Source organism: Curtobacterium sp. 458 (genome assembly GCF_030406605.1).
In the GTDB taxonomy this organism is placed as follows: domain Bacteria; phylum Actinomycetota; class Actinomycetes; order Actinomycetales; family Microbacteriaceae; genus Curtobacterium.
Genome location: NZ_CP129104.1, coordinates 2,925,083 through 2,939,986 on the forward strand (window position 1 = coordinate 2,925,083; position 14,904 = coordinate 2,939,986).

At 71.5% G+C, this 14,904-nt stretch carries 18 protein-coding genes; 6 read left to right on the forward strand and 12 right to left on the reverse strand.

Annotation, left to right across the window (positions count from 1 at the left end):
- Positions 1 to 4: 4 nt before the first annotated feature.
- The 9 genes from QPJ90_RS14175 to QPJ90_RS14215 form a co-directional block, all read right to left on the reverse strand.
- Positions 5 to 781, reverse strand: coding sequence for a flagellar biosynthetic protein FliR (locus QPJ90_RS14175; protein WP_290131814.1), 777 nt, complete (start codon positions 779 to 781; stop codon positions 5 to 7).
- Positions 781 to 1,056, reverse strand: a complete 276-nt coding sequence (fliQ, locus tag QPJ90_RS14180) for a flagellar biosynthesis protein FliQ (protein ID WP_058726005.1) — start codon at positions 1,054 to 1,056, stop codon at positions 781 to 783. Before fliQ ends, QPJ90_RS14175 begins: the two co-directional genes overlap by 1 nt.
- The gene (fliP, locus tag QPJ90_RS14185; RefSeq protein ID WP_290134245.1) at positions 1,056 to 1,820 is read right to left on the reverse strand and encodes a flagellar type III secretion system pore protein FliP; all 765 of its coding nucleotides are present in this window, start codon (positions 1,818 to 1,820) and stop codon (positions 1,056 to 1,058) included. The genes fliQ and fliP overlap by 1 nt, the downstream gene beginning before the upstream one ends.
- A gap of 50 nt (positions 1,821 to 1,870) precedes the next feature.
- Positions 1,871 to 2,401 carry a flagellar biosynthetic protein FliO gene (locus tag QPJ90_RS14190; RefSeq protein ID WP_290131815.1) on the reverse strand — a complete coding sequence of 177 codons (531 nt, stop codon included), beginning with the start codon at positions 2,399 to 2,401 and terminating at the stop codon, positions 1,871 to 1,873.
- Between the two features lie 2 nt (positions 2,402 to 2,403).
- Positions 2,404 to 3,114, reverse strand: a complete 711-nt coding sequence (gene fliN, locus QPJ90_RS14195; RefSeq protein WP_290131816.1) for a flagellar motor switch protein FliN — start codon at positions 3,112 to 3,114, stop codon at positions 2,404 to 2,406.
- Positions 3,111 to 4,061: a flagellar motor switch protein FliM gene (locus tag QPJ90_RS14200; RefSeq protein WP_290131817.1), complete on the reverse strand. Its 951-nt coding sequence runs from the start codon at positions 4,059 to 4,061 to the stop codon at positions 3,111 to 3,113. The genes fliN and QPJ90_RS14200 overlap by 4 nt, the downstream gene beginning before the upstream one ends.
- Before the next feature lie 87 nt (positions 4,062 to 4,148).
- Positions 4,149 to 5,114, reverse strand: a complete 966-nt coding sequence (locus QPJ90_RS14205) for a flagellar motor protein MotB (RefSeq protein WP_290131818.1) — start codon at positions 5,112 to 5,114, stop codon at positions 4,149 to 4,151.
- Positions 5,115 to 5,116: 2 nt separating this feature from the next.
- Positions 5,117 to 5,932, reverse strand: a complete 816-nt coding sequence (locus QPJ90_RS14210; RefSeq protein WP_290131819.1) for a MotA/TolQ/ExbB proton channel family protein — start codon at positions 5,930 to 5,932, stop codon at positions 5,117 to 5,119.
- Between the two features lies 1 nt (position 5,933).
- Positions 5,934 to 6,215 carry a flagellar FlbD family protein gene (locus QPJ90_RS14215; protein ID WP_290131820.1) on the reverse strand — a complete coding sequence of 94 codons (282 nt, stop codon included), beginning with the start codon at positions 6,213 to 6,215 and terminating at the stop codon, positions 5,934 to 5,936.
- Positions 6,216 to 6,492: 277 nt separating this feature from the next.
- On the opposite strand from QPJ90_RS14215, the gene QPJ90_RS14220 reads away from it, so the two are divergent.
- The 6 genes from QPJ90_RS14220 to QPJ90_RS14245 all read left to right on the forward strand — a co-directional run bounded on the left by QPJ90_RS14220 (position 6,493) and on the right by QPJ90_RS14245 (position 12,244).
- Complete coding sequence (locus QPJ90_RS14220; protein WP_290131821.1) at positions 6,493 to 7,350, forward strand: DUF4397 domain-containing protein; 858 nt, start codon at positions 6,493 to 6,495, stop codon at positions 7,348 to 7,350.
- A gap of 26 nt (positions 7,351 to 7,376) precedes the next feature.
- On the forward strand, positions 7,377 to 8,006 hold the full coding sequence (locus QPJ90_RS14225) for a class F sortase (protein ID WP_290131822.1): 630 nt from the start codon (positions 7,377 to 7,379) through the stop codon (positions 8,004 to 8,006).
- A 97-nt stretch (positions 8,007 to 8,103) separates the two neighbouring features.
- Positions 8,104 to 8,649 (forward strand): sigma-70 family RNA polymerase sigma factor, encoded by a 546-nt coding sequence (locus QPJ90_RS14230; protein ID WP_290131823.1) that lies wholly within the window; start codon positions 8,104 to 8,106, stop codon positions 8,647 to 8,649.
- Positions 8,650 to 8,654: 5 nt separating this feature from the next.
- A complete protein-coding gene (locus QPJ90_RS14235; protein WP_290131824.1) occupies positions 8,655 to 9,455 on the forward strand; it encodes an anti-sigma factor in 801 nt (266 codons plus the stop codon).
- 9 nt (positions 9,456 to 9,464) lie between these two features.
- Positions 9,465 to 10,592: a hypothetical protein gene (locus QPJ90_RS14240; RefSeq protein WP_290131825.1), complete on the forward strand. Its 1,128-nt coding sequence runs from the start codon at positions 9,465 to 9,467 to the stop codon at positions 10,590 to 10,592.
- A gap of 92 nt (positions 10,593 to 10,684) precedes the next feature.
- A complete protein-coding gene (locus QPJ90_RS14245; protein WP_290131826.1) occupies positions 10,685 to 12,244 on the forward strand; it encodes a UDP-N-acetylglucosamine 1-carboxyvinyltransferase in 1,560 nt (519 codons plus the stop codon).
- Positions 12,245 to 12,327: 83 nt separating this feature from the next.
- On the opposite strand, the gene QPJ90_RS14250 is transcribed toward QPJ90_RS14245, so the two are convergent.
- The 3 genes from QPJ90_RS14250 to QPJ90_RS14260 all read right to left on the reverse strand — a co-directional run.
- A complete protein-coding gene (locus tag QPJ90_RS14250; protein WP_290131827.1) occupies positions 12,328 to 13,092 on the reverse strand; it encodes an SDR family oxidoreductase in 765 nt (254 codons plus the stop codon).
- Between the two features lie 23 nt (positions 13,093 to 13,115).
- Positions 13,116 to 14,009, reverse strand: coding sequence for a carbohydrate ABC transporter permease (locus QPJ90_RS14255; RefSeq protein ID WP_290131828.1), 894 nt, complete (start codon positions 14,007 to 14,009; stop codon positions 13,116 to 13,118).
- The coding region (locus QPJ90_RS14260) for a sugar ABC transporter permease (RefSeq protein WP_290131829.1) at positions 14,006 to 14,904 on the reverse strand (899 nt) is incomplete at its 5' end. The genes QPJ90_RS14260 and QPJ90_RS14255, both read right to left, overlap by 4 nt.

Below are 14,904 nucleotides of genomic sequence, written 5' to 3' on the forward strand. Positions count from 1 at the left end.
GCCGTCACCCCCTGCCCGTGATCGCCTGGACGGCGTCGCCGGTGAGCGACGACACCACGGAGGGCAGGGCCATCACGAGCGCCCCCGCGAACAGCACGGTGAGGCCGATCTTGATCGGGAAGCCCATCTGGAAGGCGTTGAGCGCCGGGGCGACCCGGGTGAGCAGGCCGAGTCCGACGTCGGCGAGGAAGAGCACGACGACGAGCGGCCCGGCGATCTGCAGCGTCGCGAGGAACATCTGCGTCAGGGCGTGCACGAGCACCCCGGCGAAGCCCCCGAGTGCGAAGCCGGCCGGGCTGCCGTCCGCGGCGACGAGCGGCACGGCGTCGAACGACCGGACGAGCCCGGCGACGATGAGCTGGTAACCGCCCGATGCGAACAGGAGCGCGAGCGCCGTCATCTGGAACAGCCGCGTGAACTGCGCACCGTTCACCTGCGACTGCGGGTCGAACGCCTGCGCGAGCGTGAACCCGCCGAACAGGTCGATGAGCGACCCCGCGGACTGCACGGCTGCGAACACGAGGTACACGAGGAAGCCGAGGGCGAGCCCGACCACGAGCTGCGTGACCAGCGCGACGAGGAAGGCTCCGGTGTCGAGCGTCGCGTACCCGGCGGTCACCCGCGGAGCGACCCCGATGGCGAGGGCGATGCCGAGCGCGACCTTGACGGTGCCCGGGAACGCCTTGTACGCGAACGGCGGTGCGATGACGAAGAACGCCACGAGGCGCACGCCAGCGAGCATGGTCCCCTCGAGGCGCGCGGCGTCGATGCTGAGCTCCATCAGGCCGCCCCGAGCAGCTTCGGGATCATGTCGAACGCGGCGTGCGTGAACGCGATCATCTCCGAGATCATCCAGTTGCCGCAGACGACGAGCGCGATCGCGACCGCGACGGCCTTCGGGACGAACGACAGCGTGACCTCCTGGATCTGGGTCACGGACTGGAACAGGGAGATCGCGAAGCCCACCACGAGCGAGGTCACGAGGACCGGGGCGGCGAGCTTGCCGGCGACGAGGAGCGCCTGGAGCACGAGGTCGAGGACGGCTTGCTGGTCCATCAGTGCACCACCTGGTACGACTCGATGAGCGACTTGATGATGAGTCCCCAGCCGTCGACGAGCACGAACAGCAGGATCTTGAACGGCAGCGAGATCATCACCGGCGGGAGCATCATCATGCCCATCGACATGAGCGCGGCGGAGACGACGAGGTCGATGACGAGGAACGGGATGAAGATGACGAACCCGATGATGAACGCGCTCCGCAGCTCGGAGATGATGAACGCCGGGATCACCGTCGTCATCGGCACGTCGGACAGGTCCTTCGGGTTCGCCTGACCGGCTGCGCGGGTGATGAGCGCGACGTCCTCCTCGCGCGTCTGGTGCAGCATGAAGGTCCGCAGCGGCTTCGTCCCGACCTCGACCGCCTGGTTGAAGTCGAGGTGCCCCGCGAGGTACGGCTGGAGCGCGTCGTCGTTGATGTGCCCGATGACCGGCGCCATCACGAACAGCGACAGGAAGAGGGCGAGGCCGGCGAGCACCTGGTTCGGCGGGATCGACTGGAGTGCGAGGGCGTTCCTGGTCATCGCGAGGACGACGAAGATCTTCGTGAACGACGTCATCATGAGCATGAGGGCCGGTGCGACGCTGAGCAGCGTGATGCCGATGAGCGTCACGACGGCCGAGGACGGCGTGCCGTCCGGGCCGTTCACGCTGACGCTGAAGTCGCCCGTCGCGGGCGGGGTCGGGGTCGCCGGCGCGGTCGGCTGGACGACGGCGGCGTGCGCGCCGGACGCGGTGAGCAGGAGGAAGCCGGCGACCATCGCCAGCCCGAGCAGGACGAGGGCGATCAGTCGACCGGACCGCAGGGCGGTCACCCGGCTCGCCGGTTCTTCAGGGCCGCGGCGGCCTGCCGCCAGGTGTCCGCGGACAGGATCGAGCCCTGCAGCTGCGCGGCGGTCGGGACCACGGCGCGCTGCGGGCGCCGGTTGCGCGGGCGCATCGGCAGGTCGGCAGGGAGGCGCGGGTCGGCCCCGCCCTGCTGCTCGAGTTCACGACGGAACACGTCGGCCGACGGGGTCGGGGTCGTGTCCCGCCCTGTGGGCAGGACGACGGGTCCGGTGACGATGGTCAGTTCCGGAGCGGGCGCGGCACCGCTCGTGAGGAGCGACACCCCGTGCTCGGTGACCCCGAGCACGAGCCGCTCCCCCTCGACGTCGACGACGACCACGCTCGCCTTGCCGCCGATGCCCTGACGACCGACGACCTCGACCGACGCGGCACGGCGGCCGTGGGCCTTCCCGCCCACGAGCTTCTTCCGGCTGACGCGGTGCAGCACCCACATGAGGGCGAGCACCACGCCGAGCGAGAGCGCGACGCGGAGGACGATGACCGCGGTGTCCACGCTCAGACCGTCTCGGCGACGTCGAGGATCTTCGTGATGCGCACGGCGTAGTCCTGGTCGACGACGACGACCTCGCCGTGCGCGATGAGGCGGCCGTTCAGCAGGACGTCGGCGGGCGCGCCGGCGCTGCGGTCGAGCTCGACGACGGCGCCGGGCTCCATGCCGAGGACGTCGCGGACGGACATCCGCGTGCGGCCGATCTCGACGGTGAGGGTCATCTCGACGTTGTTGATCCGGCCGAGGTTCCCGACCGGCGCCGTGGCGGTGGGCACGTGCGACGCCGACACGGTGCCGTTCTCGCGCACCCGGATGCCGAACCAACCACCGGGCACGCCACCAGCGGTCAGCTCGAACACGGCGGTCTCGGGGTCCGCGAGGAGCGCTGCGCCGGACTCGAGCCGCGCGTCGCCGAGCACCCCGATGCCGAGGACCGACGCCGCCGCCTCGAGCGAGGGGCGCAACACGTCGGTGACGTCGACGATCCCGTGCTCGGTACCACCCGCCGCCGTGACGGCCGCGAGGTCGGTGAGGACGAGCACGAGATCGGCCGACAGGCCGCCGACGAAGGACGCGACCACCCCGGTGGCCGCCGCTTCGAGCGCGGCCGGTGTCGCGCCTCCCGGCTGTGCCACCGCGCTGAGCGGCGCCGCCGTCGGCAGGGCGACCACGAGGGCGTCGGCTGCGGTGGCGTGGAGGGTGGTGGTGGCGGTCATGCGGAGGGCTCCGTAGCTGCGGTGGTGGTGACGACGATGCCGGCGAGGCGCGACCCGTTCGCGCCGACGGCCGCGGTGCCGACGGGTTCGCCGTCGACCGCGATGGTGAGGGGACGGTGCTGCGGGTGCGGCAGCGGCAGGACGTCGCCGACGGCGAGGCCGAGGACCTGTGCCGGCAGCACCGTCGCCGGCGCGAAGCGCAGCGCGACGCCGACCGGCACGTTCGCCAGCTGTTCGTCGAGCAGGTGGCGGGCCTCGGCGGCGGAGACGTGCGTCGCGGTCTCGCCGAGCTGCGGCAGGACCGCCTCGGCCGGGAGCGCGAGCGTCCCCGGCGCGACGCGGTCGCCGACGCGGATCTCGAAGGAGGCGACGATCATCAGGTCGCCCTTCTGTGCGGCCTGCGCGAACTGCGAGTTGAACTGGAACCCACCGGCGGTCACGTCGTGGACGAGGAGCCCGCCGAACGAGTAGCGGAGGTCGTCGAGGGCGTCCTCGACGATCTTGCGGACGAGTGCCTGCTCGATCGGGGTGAACGTGCGTTCGGGCGTCGGGAGCGGCTTGGACGCGCCGAGGGCGTGCGACACCCAGGTCAGCGCGGCGTCGAGCGGGACCTGGAGCACGCCCTTCGGCACCACGTCGGCGATCGGGAGCAGGACCATGCCGGTGAGCGCGGGCAGCGATGCGGCGTACTCGTCGTAGGTCTTCAGCTGGACCGACTCGCACGTGACCTGGCTGACGGCGCGCACCTTCGCGGTGAGCTGGGTGCCCCACTGCCGGGCGAAGGTCTCGAAGGCGAGCTCGAGCACCCGCGCGTGCTCCCGGGCGAGGGTGGACGGGCGGGCGAAGTCGTACACGTCGACGGGTGCGTCGGCGGACGGGCCCGTCGCCGCGTCGGTCCGCGCGGGCACGCCGGACGTCGACGGCGGTGCTGCGGCGGTCTCGATCACGGGTGCGTCTATCGGTCCGCTGTGGACCACCCGTCAGCGCTGTGCCCCCTTCTGGGGCGGCGGCGTCGTCGCCGCCCGGTCTGCGCCCTACCCGTGCGTCACGCCCTTCGCGGTGTCCTGGGCCGCGGCGAGGGCGGGCATCAGCGCGCTGACGTCCTGGTCCTGGTTCGACAGCACCACGATGTCGACCCGCCGGTTCAGGGTGAGCGCCTGATCGGAGTCGCCCTCCGCGAGCGGCCGGCTCGACCCGAAGCCGACGCTCTGCACGTGGGCCGCCGGCATCCCGCCCCGCTCGACGAGGTCCCGCAGCACCCCGGTGGCCCGCGCGGCGCTCAGCTCCCAGTTCGTGGCGTAGGGCGCCGTCGAGTTCCGCTGGTCGGCGTGGCCCTCGACGCTGACGTCGTGGTCGCTCGTCTTGAGCACCGGCGCGATCGCGTCCATGATCCGCTTCGCCTGGTCGGACAGGTCGGCGCTGTTCGTGGCGAAGTAGGTCTCGCTGCCGACGAGCCGCACGGTGAGTCCGCGGGCGTCGACCGTGAACTGCACGTTCGCGGTCTGGCCCGCCTTCCGCAGGTTCGCCTTGATCGCGCGCTCGATGCCCTGGAGGTCGTCGAGCTCCTGCTTCGCGGCGTCGACGTCGGCCTTCGACGCCGTCTTCGGCACCGCGGTGCTCGTCGGGTCGGCCGTCGCCGTGCCCGGACCGGCCTCGGCGTTGCTGCCCGCGTCGCCGCTCGACGCGCTCGAGTGGTCCGCTTGGGACTTGTCGATCGAGTACCCGGAGCCGTCCTGCACCTGGTCCTTCGTGACGACGGTGCCGGACGCCGTGTCGACCTTCTGCGACTTCACCTCGCCGAACCCGGTCGCGAGCGAGTTCTTCAGGGCGATGTACTTCTGCTGGTCGACCGTCGACATGGCGAAGAGCACGAGGAACATGCACATCAGGACGGTGATCATGTCCATGTAGGACGCCATCCACCGCTCGTCGGGGTGCTCGGCCTCGTCGTGGCCCTTCTTCGCCCGACCACGGCCACGACCACGGGGCTTGCCGCTCATCGTCAGGCCGCCAGCTGCTGGTCGTCGTCCGCCGCGGTCCGCTTCTTCGCCGACTTCGCGTCCGCGATCCGCGCGGCGGGCGGGACCATGGCCTTGAGGCGCTCACCGAGGAGGCGCGGCTGGCTGCCGGCCTGCACCGCGAGCAGTCCCTCCATGAGGAGCGTCTGCCGGTCGGACTCGAGCTGCGCGAGCTTGCGGAGCTTGCCGCCGATCGGCAGCCAGAGGAAGTTCGCGGTCAGGAGGCCCCACAGGGTCGCGACGAACGCACTGGCGATGAGCGGGCCGAGCTCGTCGGGCTTGCCGAGGTTCGCGAGCACGTGCGTCAGCGACACCACGGTGCCGATGATGCCGACGGTCGGGGCGAACCCGCCGAGGCCCATGAAGAACGCGCTCGCGCTGCGCACGGGTGCGGCGTTCGACTCGATCTCGTCCTCGAGCAGGATCCGGAGCTCGTCGCCGTCGGTGCCGTCCGCGATGTTCTGCAGCGCCTTCTTCATGAACGGGTCGTCGTGCTTGTCGGCCTCCTGCTCGAGGGCGAGGAGCCCGTTCGCCCGTGCGGTCTCGGCGAGCCCGACCACGTCGTCGATGACGGACTGCGGCGGGGTGACCTTGCCCGTGAACGCCTTCGGGACGGCCTTGAACGAGGCGATCGCGTCCTTGAGGGTCGTGCTCGCGATGCCGCAGCCGATCGTGGCACCGAAGACGAGGAGCATCGGGGCCGGCAGGAAGAGTCCGGCGAGTTCGACGTGCTCCATCTCGACCATGCCGAAGAGCGCGCCGAACGCGATGAGGATGCCGATGATCGTCGCGATGTCCACGTCAGCGCCCCCCGTCGTGCGCGTGCAGCGGCGCCACCGGGGCGAGGGTGGGGACGGGGCCGGTCGCGTGGCGGTTCGCCTGCCCGTCGGTGCCGTGCGCCATCCCGACGATGCGGGCGCGGTACGCGGCGATGAGGTCGATGACCTCCTCCATGGACTCCCGCACGATGTACTTCGCGCCGTCGACCATGATGAGGGTGGTGTCCGGCGTCTCCTGGATGCGCTCCACGAGGTCCGGGTTCACAGCGAAACCGCTGCCGTTGAGTCGTGTGACGACGATCATGGCCCGTCCTGGTTCTCGATCGTCCCGCCGCCGTCCGTGGGGCGGGATGCCGCCCTTCCGTGGGCGTGCACCGAGGGCTATCGGCCCGGAGCGCCCGCACGTAAGCACCGGGCGCCCAGCGACGTCGTCGGGGTACGGAACGGGGGACAGATCCGTGAGCGAACCCCCAGCAACCGAGCGCAACCGGAACGCCGGAACCGTCGGTAGTACATGCGAGACGTCGAGGACGACGTCGAACCGACCGGCCCGACCCGGGCCAGAGAAGGAGACGACAACGATGCGCAAGAAGACCCTCGCCGCCGGGCTCGCGTCCGGTGTGCTGCTCGCCGCGACCGCCGCCGTGCTGCCCGCCACGACCGCCACGGCCGCGTCCGGCGACGCCACCCTCTCCGTCCTGCACGCCGTCCCGTCCGTCACCGTCGACGTCTACCTCGACGGCAAGCGCGCCCTCGACGACTTCACGCCGGGCACCCTCGCCGGCCCGATGATGGTCCCCGCCGGAGCACACACGATCGCGATCACCGCCGGTGACGCGACCGACGACTCGAAGCCGATCATCGGCCCGGTGGACGTCTCGCTCGACGCCGGCGGCAACTACACCGCGGTCGCGCACGACGACACCAGCGGCAAGCCGACCGCCACGCTCTTCACGAACGACACCTCGGCCACCCCGGCCGGTCAGGGCCGCCTCATCGTCCGCCACGTCGCAGCCGCCCCCGCGGTCGACGTGCTCGCCGGCGGGAAGGCCGTGGTCTCCGGGCTGACGAACCCCGACGAGAAGGCGCTCGAGCTCCCCGCGGGCACCGTGTCGGCCTCGGTCGCCGCAGCGGGCACCACCACCCCGGTGATCGGCCCGGCGGACGTCTCCGTGAAGGCCGGCACGGACACGATCGTCTACGCGTGGGGCAGCCTCGAGGACAAGGACCTCGCCCTCGCCACGCAGACGATCTCCGGGCTCGGCGGCACCCCGAACGGCGTCCCCGCCGGCAACGCTGGTCTCGTCGCCACGAACCAGCCCGACGTCGCGCCGTGGATCGGAGCCGCTGCCGCACTCCTCGCGGCCGCCACGCTCGGCACCGTCGTGGTCCGTCGGCGTCGCACCGCGGACGCCGGTCGGCAGGACGCCGGTCGCTGATCGTGCACCGCACGGTGCGGCCGTCCGTGGCGGCGCTCGCCGTCGCCACGGCGGCCGTCGCCGTCCTGACCGGGTGCTCGCCGGCTGGCTCCCTCCCCGGCGGGCACCCCTCCCTCGCCCCCTCGAGCACGCCGACGCCTCCCCCGGCGGCGTTCTCGACGGCGGTGCCGCAGCAACGAGCGACCGTCCCCCCGGTCGCCCCGGCCGCCGCGGCACCCGCCCGGGTCGCCGTCGACTGGGCCGGTGTCACCGCGCCGGTCCGCCCCGAGGGCGTCGACGACCAGGGCGCGATGGCGCTCCCGCCGGACCCGGCCGTCGCCGGCTGGTACCGGTACGGCGCCGCACCGGCTGCGACCCAGGGCACGGTGGTCCTCGCCGCCCACGTCGACGCGGTCGGCTACGGCATCGGCCCGTTCGCCCACCTGCGGGACGTGCCGGAGGGCCGCACCATCACCGTCACCGACACCGCCGGAGCCGAGACCCGCTGGCGGATCGACTCGGTGTCGCTGCTCGAGAAGCGCGGCCTCCCCTGGGACCGCATCTTCCGGACCGACGGCGACCGGCGGCTCGTGCTCGTCACCTGCGGCGGCGTGTTCGACGAGCAGACCCACCACTACGAGAGCAACCTCGTCATCACCGCGACACCGGTGTCATGACCCGGGAGACACGACCGTGTGCCCGCCGTACCCCGCCGCCCCGCCGCCCGTACGATCGAGACACGGTCAGTGCCGACCGCCCCGACGACAGGACCACGTGACGACCACCCTCCCCGACGACGGCGAGCTCTCCGACGCGTTCAGCGCCGGGAGCGAGGCAGCCCTGCGTGCCGTGTACGACCGGTGGTCCCCGCTCGTGCACACCCTCGCGCTCCGGGCACTACGCGACCCGATGGCCGCGGAGGACGTCACCCAGCAGGTGTTCGTCAAGGCCTGGCGCAGGTCCGGCTCCTTCGACCCGGCACGTGGACCGCTCGGCGCGTGGCTCGTCGGCATCTCCCGGAACTGCATCGCCGACGCACTGACCGAACGCGCCCGTCAGGCACCGACGGCCGACCCGACCGTCGTCGAGGAGACCGCCGTCGCACCGGAGTCGCCGTTCGACCTGGCGGAACGCGCACTCGTCGCCGGGGAGCTCGACCGCCTCGACGACGAGCCGCGCCGCGTCATGCGATTGGCCTTCTACGAGGACCTCAGCCATCGTGAGATCGCGGAGCGGCTGCAGATCCCCCTCGGCACCGTCAAGAGCCACATCCATCGGAGTCTGGCTCGGCTCCGAACACGTCTGGAGGTGATCGAGTGAAGCACGTGGACGACGAGACGCTGGCGATGCTCGCGGTCACCGACGTGGTGGCGGACGACGAGGTCGCGGAACACCTCGCTCAGTGCGCCCGGTGCCGCGCGGAGGTCGCGGACCTCCAGCGCGTCGCGGCCGTCACCCGCTCCACGGCCGACGTCGACCTCGTCGCACCGCCGGAACGGGTGTGGGACCGCATCGCGGCGACCGTGCGAGCCGAGCAGGAGGCGGACGGCCTGGAGGCACGGGTCGACCCCGCCCCGTCGGCGCGGCCGGTCCTCCCCACGCGACCCACCACCGCGGCCGCCCGGCCCGGCAGTCGCCGCGACCCTCGCGGCACCGCCGCCGTCCGGCGCCGGCGGCGGACGGTCGCCGGGATCATCGCGGCGGGCATCGGTGTGCTCGCGCTCCTCGTCGGCATCGGTGTCGTCACGGGGGTCGTCCCCGGCGCGGGCAGCGGTGAGACCGTCGTCGCCCGCGCGACCCTCGACGCACTCCCGGCGTGGGGCGGCGCACGCGGCACCGCCGAGCTCGAGCGCGACCGTGACGGACGGCTCACCCTCGTGGTCGACGTCAGCGGTGACCGCGACGGCTCCGACTCGGGCGCGCTCCGGGAGGTCTGGATGATGCAGTCGGACCTCAAGGGCCTCGTGAGCGTCGGGTTCCTCGACGGCGACCGCGGCCGCTTCACGGTGCCGGCCGACATGGACCTCGCGAAGTACCCGGTGGTCGACGTCTCCGCCGAGCGCGACGACGGAGACCCGGCGCACTCGGGCGACTCCATCGTCCGCGGCGACCTCCACGACCGGTAGCCTCGGGCCGTGATCACCGCGGCGGACCTGCTCGAGGGCCCGCGTGGCCGACGGTTCCTCCTCGAGCTCCTCCGGCAGTTGCTCGACGACGAGTCCGGCCCCGGCGAGCACCTCCACCACGTGCTGTTCTGGGCCGAGTACCACGTCATGCGCGAACGCGGGGACGCACCGACGCTCGTCGGCCCCGGGACCGACCGCCCGGAGCCGGCACCGAGCGACCAGGAACTCGCCGACGCACTCCGCGCCGCCGTCGACGTGGCGGACCCGTCGTCCGTCCGACCGGTGCACGTGCTCCGCGCACTGGCCGACACGGCCGCCGCCGCCCGGTACTGGCAGGAACCCGACGGCGAGGACGTCCTGCTGGCCCGCGCAGGCCTGGGCCCGGAGCTCGCACGGCTGGCGCGCGCGTGGGCCGGGGCTCCCGCTGTCGACGCGGTGGTCGCACCGAGCGATCCGGCCGCACCGTGGAGCACCGTCTTCGACGGCGACCACGGCCCGGAACCGCTCCGCTCGACCGCGCCCGGCGACGCCGCACGTGCATTGCGGGACTGGCGTCGAGCACTGCAGGCCGAGGTCGACGCCGTCGGGTGGCGGGACCGACGACGACGCGTCGACGCGCGGTACAGCGGCGAGTGGTGGTCGACCCCGCCGTCCGGACTCCTCGTGACGACCCCGTCCGTCCCGTCGCACGGGCCCCTCGGGGTGTGGGCGGTCGAGGACGACATGGGCTGGGAGCAGGCGACCGTCACCCCGGTCGTCCCGAGGGAAGGCGCGCGCGTGCTCGTCCTCGACGACGCCGACGACTGGGCAGCGGTCTGTCGCCGATGGCCGATCGACGTCAGCTGGACCACCCGTCGGCACGACTGGTACCGGACGACCGGCCGCGACGCCGGGTGGGTCACGCCCGACTGGGAGGGCGTCGCCGAGGCGTACGACGCGGTCTGCCTCACCATGCGGTGCTGGCTGCGCGCCGCGGGCACGGCGATCCCGGTCGGCGCCGACACCGCAAGCGTCATCGCGGGATGGACGCCGGGGAGCACCGTCTGGCTCCGTGACCCGGTGCCCTCGGCCGACGCGCCACGGGCTGTCGACCTGGTGTTCGACAACGACCGACTGCAGTGGCGCCGGAGCGACTGACTTCTCACAGACGGTGTATTCCCGATCCGTTCCTGTGAGTTCAGGCGCGGATGTCACCCATTTTATCTCACGAGCGTGTTAGCGTGCCCCTCATGACCGACACCACCCTCGTCGCTCCCCAGACCACCGCAGCACCCCTCCGCGAGGTCGGCGCGCTGATCCGCGGTGCCCGCAAGGGCCGCGGCATGACCCAGGCGCAGCTCGCCGAACGCGTCGGCACGAGCCAGAGCGCGATCAACCGCATCGAGCAGGGCGGGCAGAACCTCAGCCTCGAGATGCTCACCCGGATCAGTGACGCGCTGGACCAGCAGATCGTGTCGATCGGCGGCGCCCCGCAGCGCGCGCACCTCCGCGTCCAGGGCGGACGGAAGCTCAGCGGGTCGATCGCGGTCAACTCGTCGAAGAACGCCGCCGTCGCGCTCCTCTGTGCCTCGCTCCTCAACCGCGGAGTCACGCGCCTGCACAAGGTCGCGCGCATCGTCGAGGTCGACCGGATCATCGACGTCCTCCGCAGCCTCGGCGCGAGCGTCACGTGGTCGGAGGACGGCGAGGTGCTCGAGATCGTCGCCCCGTCGGACCTCCGCCTCGACGCGATCGACGCCGACGCCGCCCGCCGCACCCGCAGCGTGCTCATGTTCCTCGGCCCGCTGAGCGGTCGGTTCGACGCGTTCCGCCTGCCCTACGCCGGCGGCTGCGACCTCGGCACGCGCACGGTCGAGCCGCACCTCATCGCGCTCCGCCCGTTCGGGGTCGACGTCGAGGCCACGAACGGCTGGTACGAGGTCGACGTGGCGAACAAGGACGTCCCGACGAAGTCCATCGTGCTCACCGAGCGCGGCGACACCGTGACCGAGAACGCGATCCTCGCCGCCGCTGCCCGCGACGGCGTGACGACGATCCGCAACGCCAGCCCGAACTACATGGTGCAGGACCTCTGCTTCTTCCTCGAGCTCCTGGGCGTGCAGGTCGAGGGCATCGGCACGACCACGCTCCGCATCACCGGCCGCAGCGTCATCGACGAGGTCGTGGACTACTGGCCGAGCGAGGACCCGGTCGAGGCGATGAGCCTCCTCACCGCGGGCATCGTCACCGGGTCCACGCTCACCGTGACGCGCGCGCCGATCGAATTCCTCGAGATCGAGCTCGCGACCCTCGCCGAGATGGGCCTCCGCTTCGACGTCTCCGAGGAGTACGACGCCGCGAACGGTCGCACCCGACTCGTCGACATCACGGTGCACCCGTCCGAGCTGCACGCCCCGATCGACAAGATCCACGCGATGCCGTTCCCGGGGCTCAACATCGACAACCTGCCCTTCTTCGTCGTCATCGCGGCCTGCGCGAACGGCACGACGCTCGTCCACGACTGGGTGTACGAGGGCCGGGCGATCCACCTGCTCGACCTCACCCGGCTCGGCGCGAACGTCACGCTGCGCGACCCGCACCGCCTCGACGTCACGGGGCCGACGCACTTCTCCGGCGCCGAGGTCAGCTGCCCGCCGGCGCTCCGCCCCGCGGTCGTGATCCTGCTCGCCATGCTCGCCGCGAAGGGCGAGAGCGTCCTCCGCAACGTCGGCATCATCGCCCGCGGCTACGAGGGCCTGCAGGAGCGGCTCAACTCGCTCGGCGCGTCGATCGAGACGTTCCACGACTGAGCCGCGTGGGCTGCGGTCGCCGACGTGACCGGATGACGGACGGGAGGCACGGTGCCAGCTGGCACGGTGCCTCCCGTCCGTCGTCAGCCGCGTCCGACGAACGGCATGGCCGTCGGCATGATCGTGAGGGCCGGCACGTTCGTGCCGGCCGGCAGGCCCGCCATGTACGCGACCGCGCGACCGGTCTCCGCGACGTCCATCGTCGGTTCGCTGCGGGTGGAGCCGTCGGCCTGGAGGGTGCCGGACGCTGCGCCGGACCCCATCGACGTGGCGGCGTTGCCGATGTCGATCTGCCCGCACGCGATGCCGAACGGGCGGCCGTCGAGCTGGAGCTGCTTCGTCAGCCCGGCGATGCCGTGCTTCGCGACCGTGTACGGTGCGGACAGCGGCCGCGGTGCGTGCGCGGAGATCGACCCGTTGTTGATGATCCGACCGCCCTGCGGGGTCTGCGTCCGCATCACCCGGAACGCCTCGCGGGCGCAGAGGAACGCGCCGGTGAGGGTCACCGACAGGACCGAGGACCACGTGTCGAGCGTCAGTTCGTCGAACGGCGTCGCTGGCGCGCCGGTGCCGGCGTTGTTGAACAGCAGGTCGACGCGGCCGAAGCGGTCCACGGTCTCGTCGAACAGTCGTCGCACGTCGGCCTCCACCGACACGTCGGCGACCACGGGGACGATGCGCGACGACTGCGCGGCGACCTCCGCGAGCGGCTCGGGCCGGCGTCCGGCGACCACGACCGTCCAGCCGTCGGCTGCCAGCGCCAGGGCTGCTGCTCGGCCGATCCCGCTCCCGCCCCCGGTGACGATCGCGGTGCGCTCGGGGCGGTCGGTGGTGGCATCGTCGCTCATGCCCGCACGCTACCGCGCCGCCGTCACTTGATCGCACCCTTGGCGATGTCGCCGATGAACTGCCGGGCGCCGATGAGGAACACCACGAGCAGGGGCAGCACCGAGAGCAGCGCCCCGGCCATCACCATGCTGTAGTTGTTCGCGAACGTCGTGTTGAGCTGCGCCATCGCCACCTGCAGCGTGAGGTGGTTCGGGTCGTTCAGGACGATGAGCGGCCACAGGTAGTCGTTCCACGAGCCGATGAACGTGAAGATGCCGAGGAAGCCCAGGCCCGGCCGGATCAGCGGGATGCACACGGTCCACCACTGCCGGAAGAACCCCGCGCCGTCGATGACCGCGGCGTCCATCAGCTCGTCGGGGATGCTCGACAGGATGTACTGCCGGAGCCAGAAGATGCCGAACGCGTTCGCGGCGGCAGGGACGATGAGGGCCTGCAGGTGCCCGACCCAGCCGAGGTTCGTCATGGTGATGAACTGCGGGATGATCGAGAGCTGCATCGGGAGCATGAAGGTCACGAGCACGATCGTGAAGAGGGTCTTCCGCAGCGGGAAGTCGAACTTCGCGAACGTGAACGCGGCGAGCGAGTCGAAGAACAGCACGAGCACCGTGACGCTCACGGACACGATCACCGTGTTGAGCAGCGCCCCGCCGAAGTCAATCTTGTCGAACACCTCGCCGATGTTCTGGAACAGCCAGGGCCCGGGGACGAACACCGGCGGCGACTTGTAGATGTCGCTCGTGGTGTTGCTGGCCATCACGAACAGCCAGTACAGCGGGAAGATCGAGACCACGGCACCGATCGTGAGCAGCGTGTAGAGCACGACGCGCGAGGCACCGGGGCCGCGGCGGCGCCGCCGCGTGACCGTCGTGCGGCTCGGAGTCTGGGTGGACGTCGTCGGTCGGGTCAGGACGGTCATGCGCGTGCCTCTTCCTTGCGACCGGCCGTGAAGCGCCAGCTGATGATCGTGAAGACGACCACGATGAGGAACACGCCCCACGCGATGGCCGCGCCGTACCCGAAGCGGTTGAAGCCGAAGGCCTGCTGGTAGAAGTACAGGACCATCGTCAGGCCGCCCTGGCCCGCGCCGCCGCTGTTCGTCGAGCCGGCCGTCGTGGTGAGGACCTGCGCCTCGGTGAAGCTCTGCAGGCCCGTGATGGTGCTGACGACGAGGACGAAGATCACCGTGGGCCGCAGGAGCGGCAGCGTGATCGAGAAGAAGCTGCGGAAGGCCCCGGCACCGTCGATCTTCGCGGCCTCGTAGACCTCGCCGCCGATGGACTGCATGCCGGCGAGGAAGATGATCGCGTTGTACCCGGTCCACTGGTACGTGATGAGGAGCGAGACGGTGACCTGGATGCCGAACGGGGTGCTCAGCCACGGCACCGCCGGGAGCCCGATGGCGTGCAGCAGCGTGTTGGCGAGCCCGAAGTTCTGCCCGAAGATCGAGCCGAAGAGCACGGCCATCGCCACGACCGACGTGATGTTCGGGATGAAGTAGGCGATGCGGAACGCGGTGCTGTAGCGGACCGCCGAGTTGAGCATCGCGGCGATGACGATCGCGATGACGAGCATCGGGAAGGTCGACAGCGCGAAGATGACGAAGGTGTTCCGGATGGAGAGGTAGAACGTCGGGTCGGTGAAGAGCTTCTGGAAGTTCTCGAGACCGACCCAAGTGGGGTCGCCCAGCCCGTTCCAGTCCTGGAACGAGAGCACGAGCGAGTACATCGTCGGGTAGAGCCCGAAGACGAGGAACAGGACGAAGAAGGGGGCGACCGCGAGGTACATCGGCCAGGTGCGGCGGATGCCCCGCC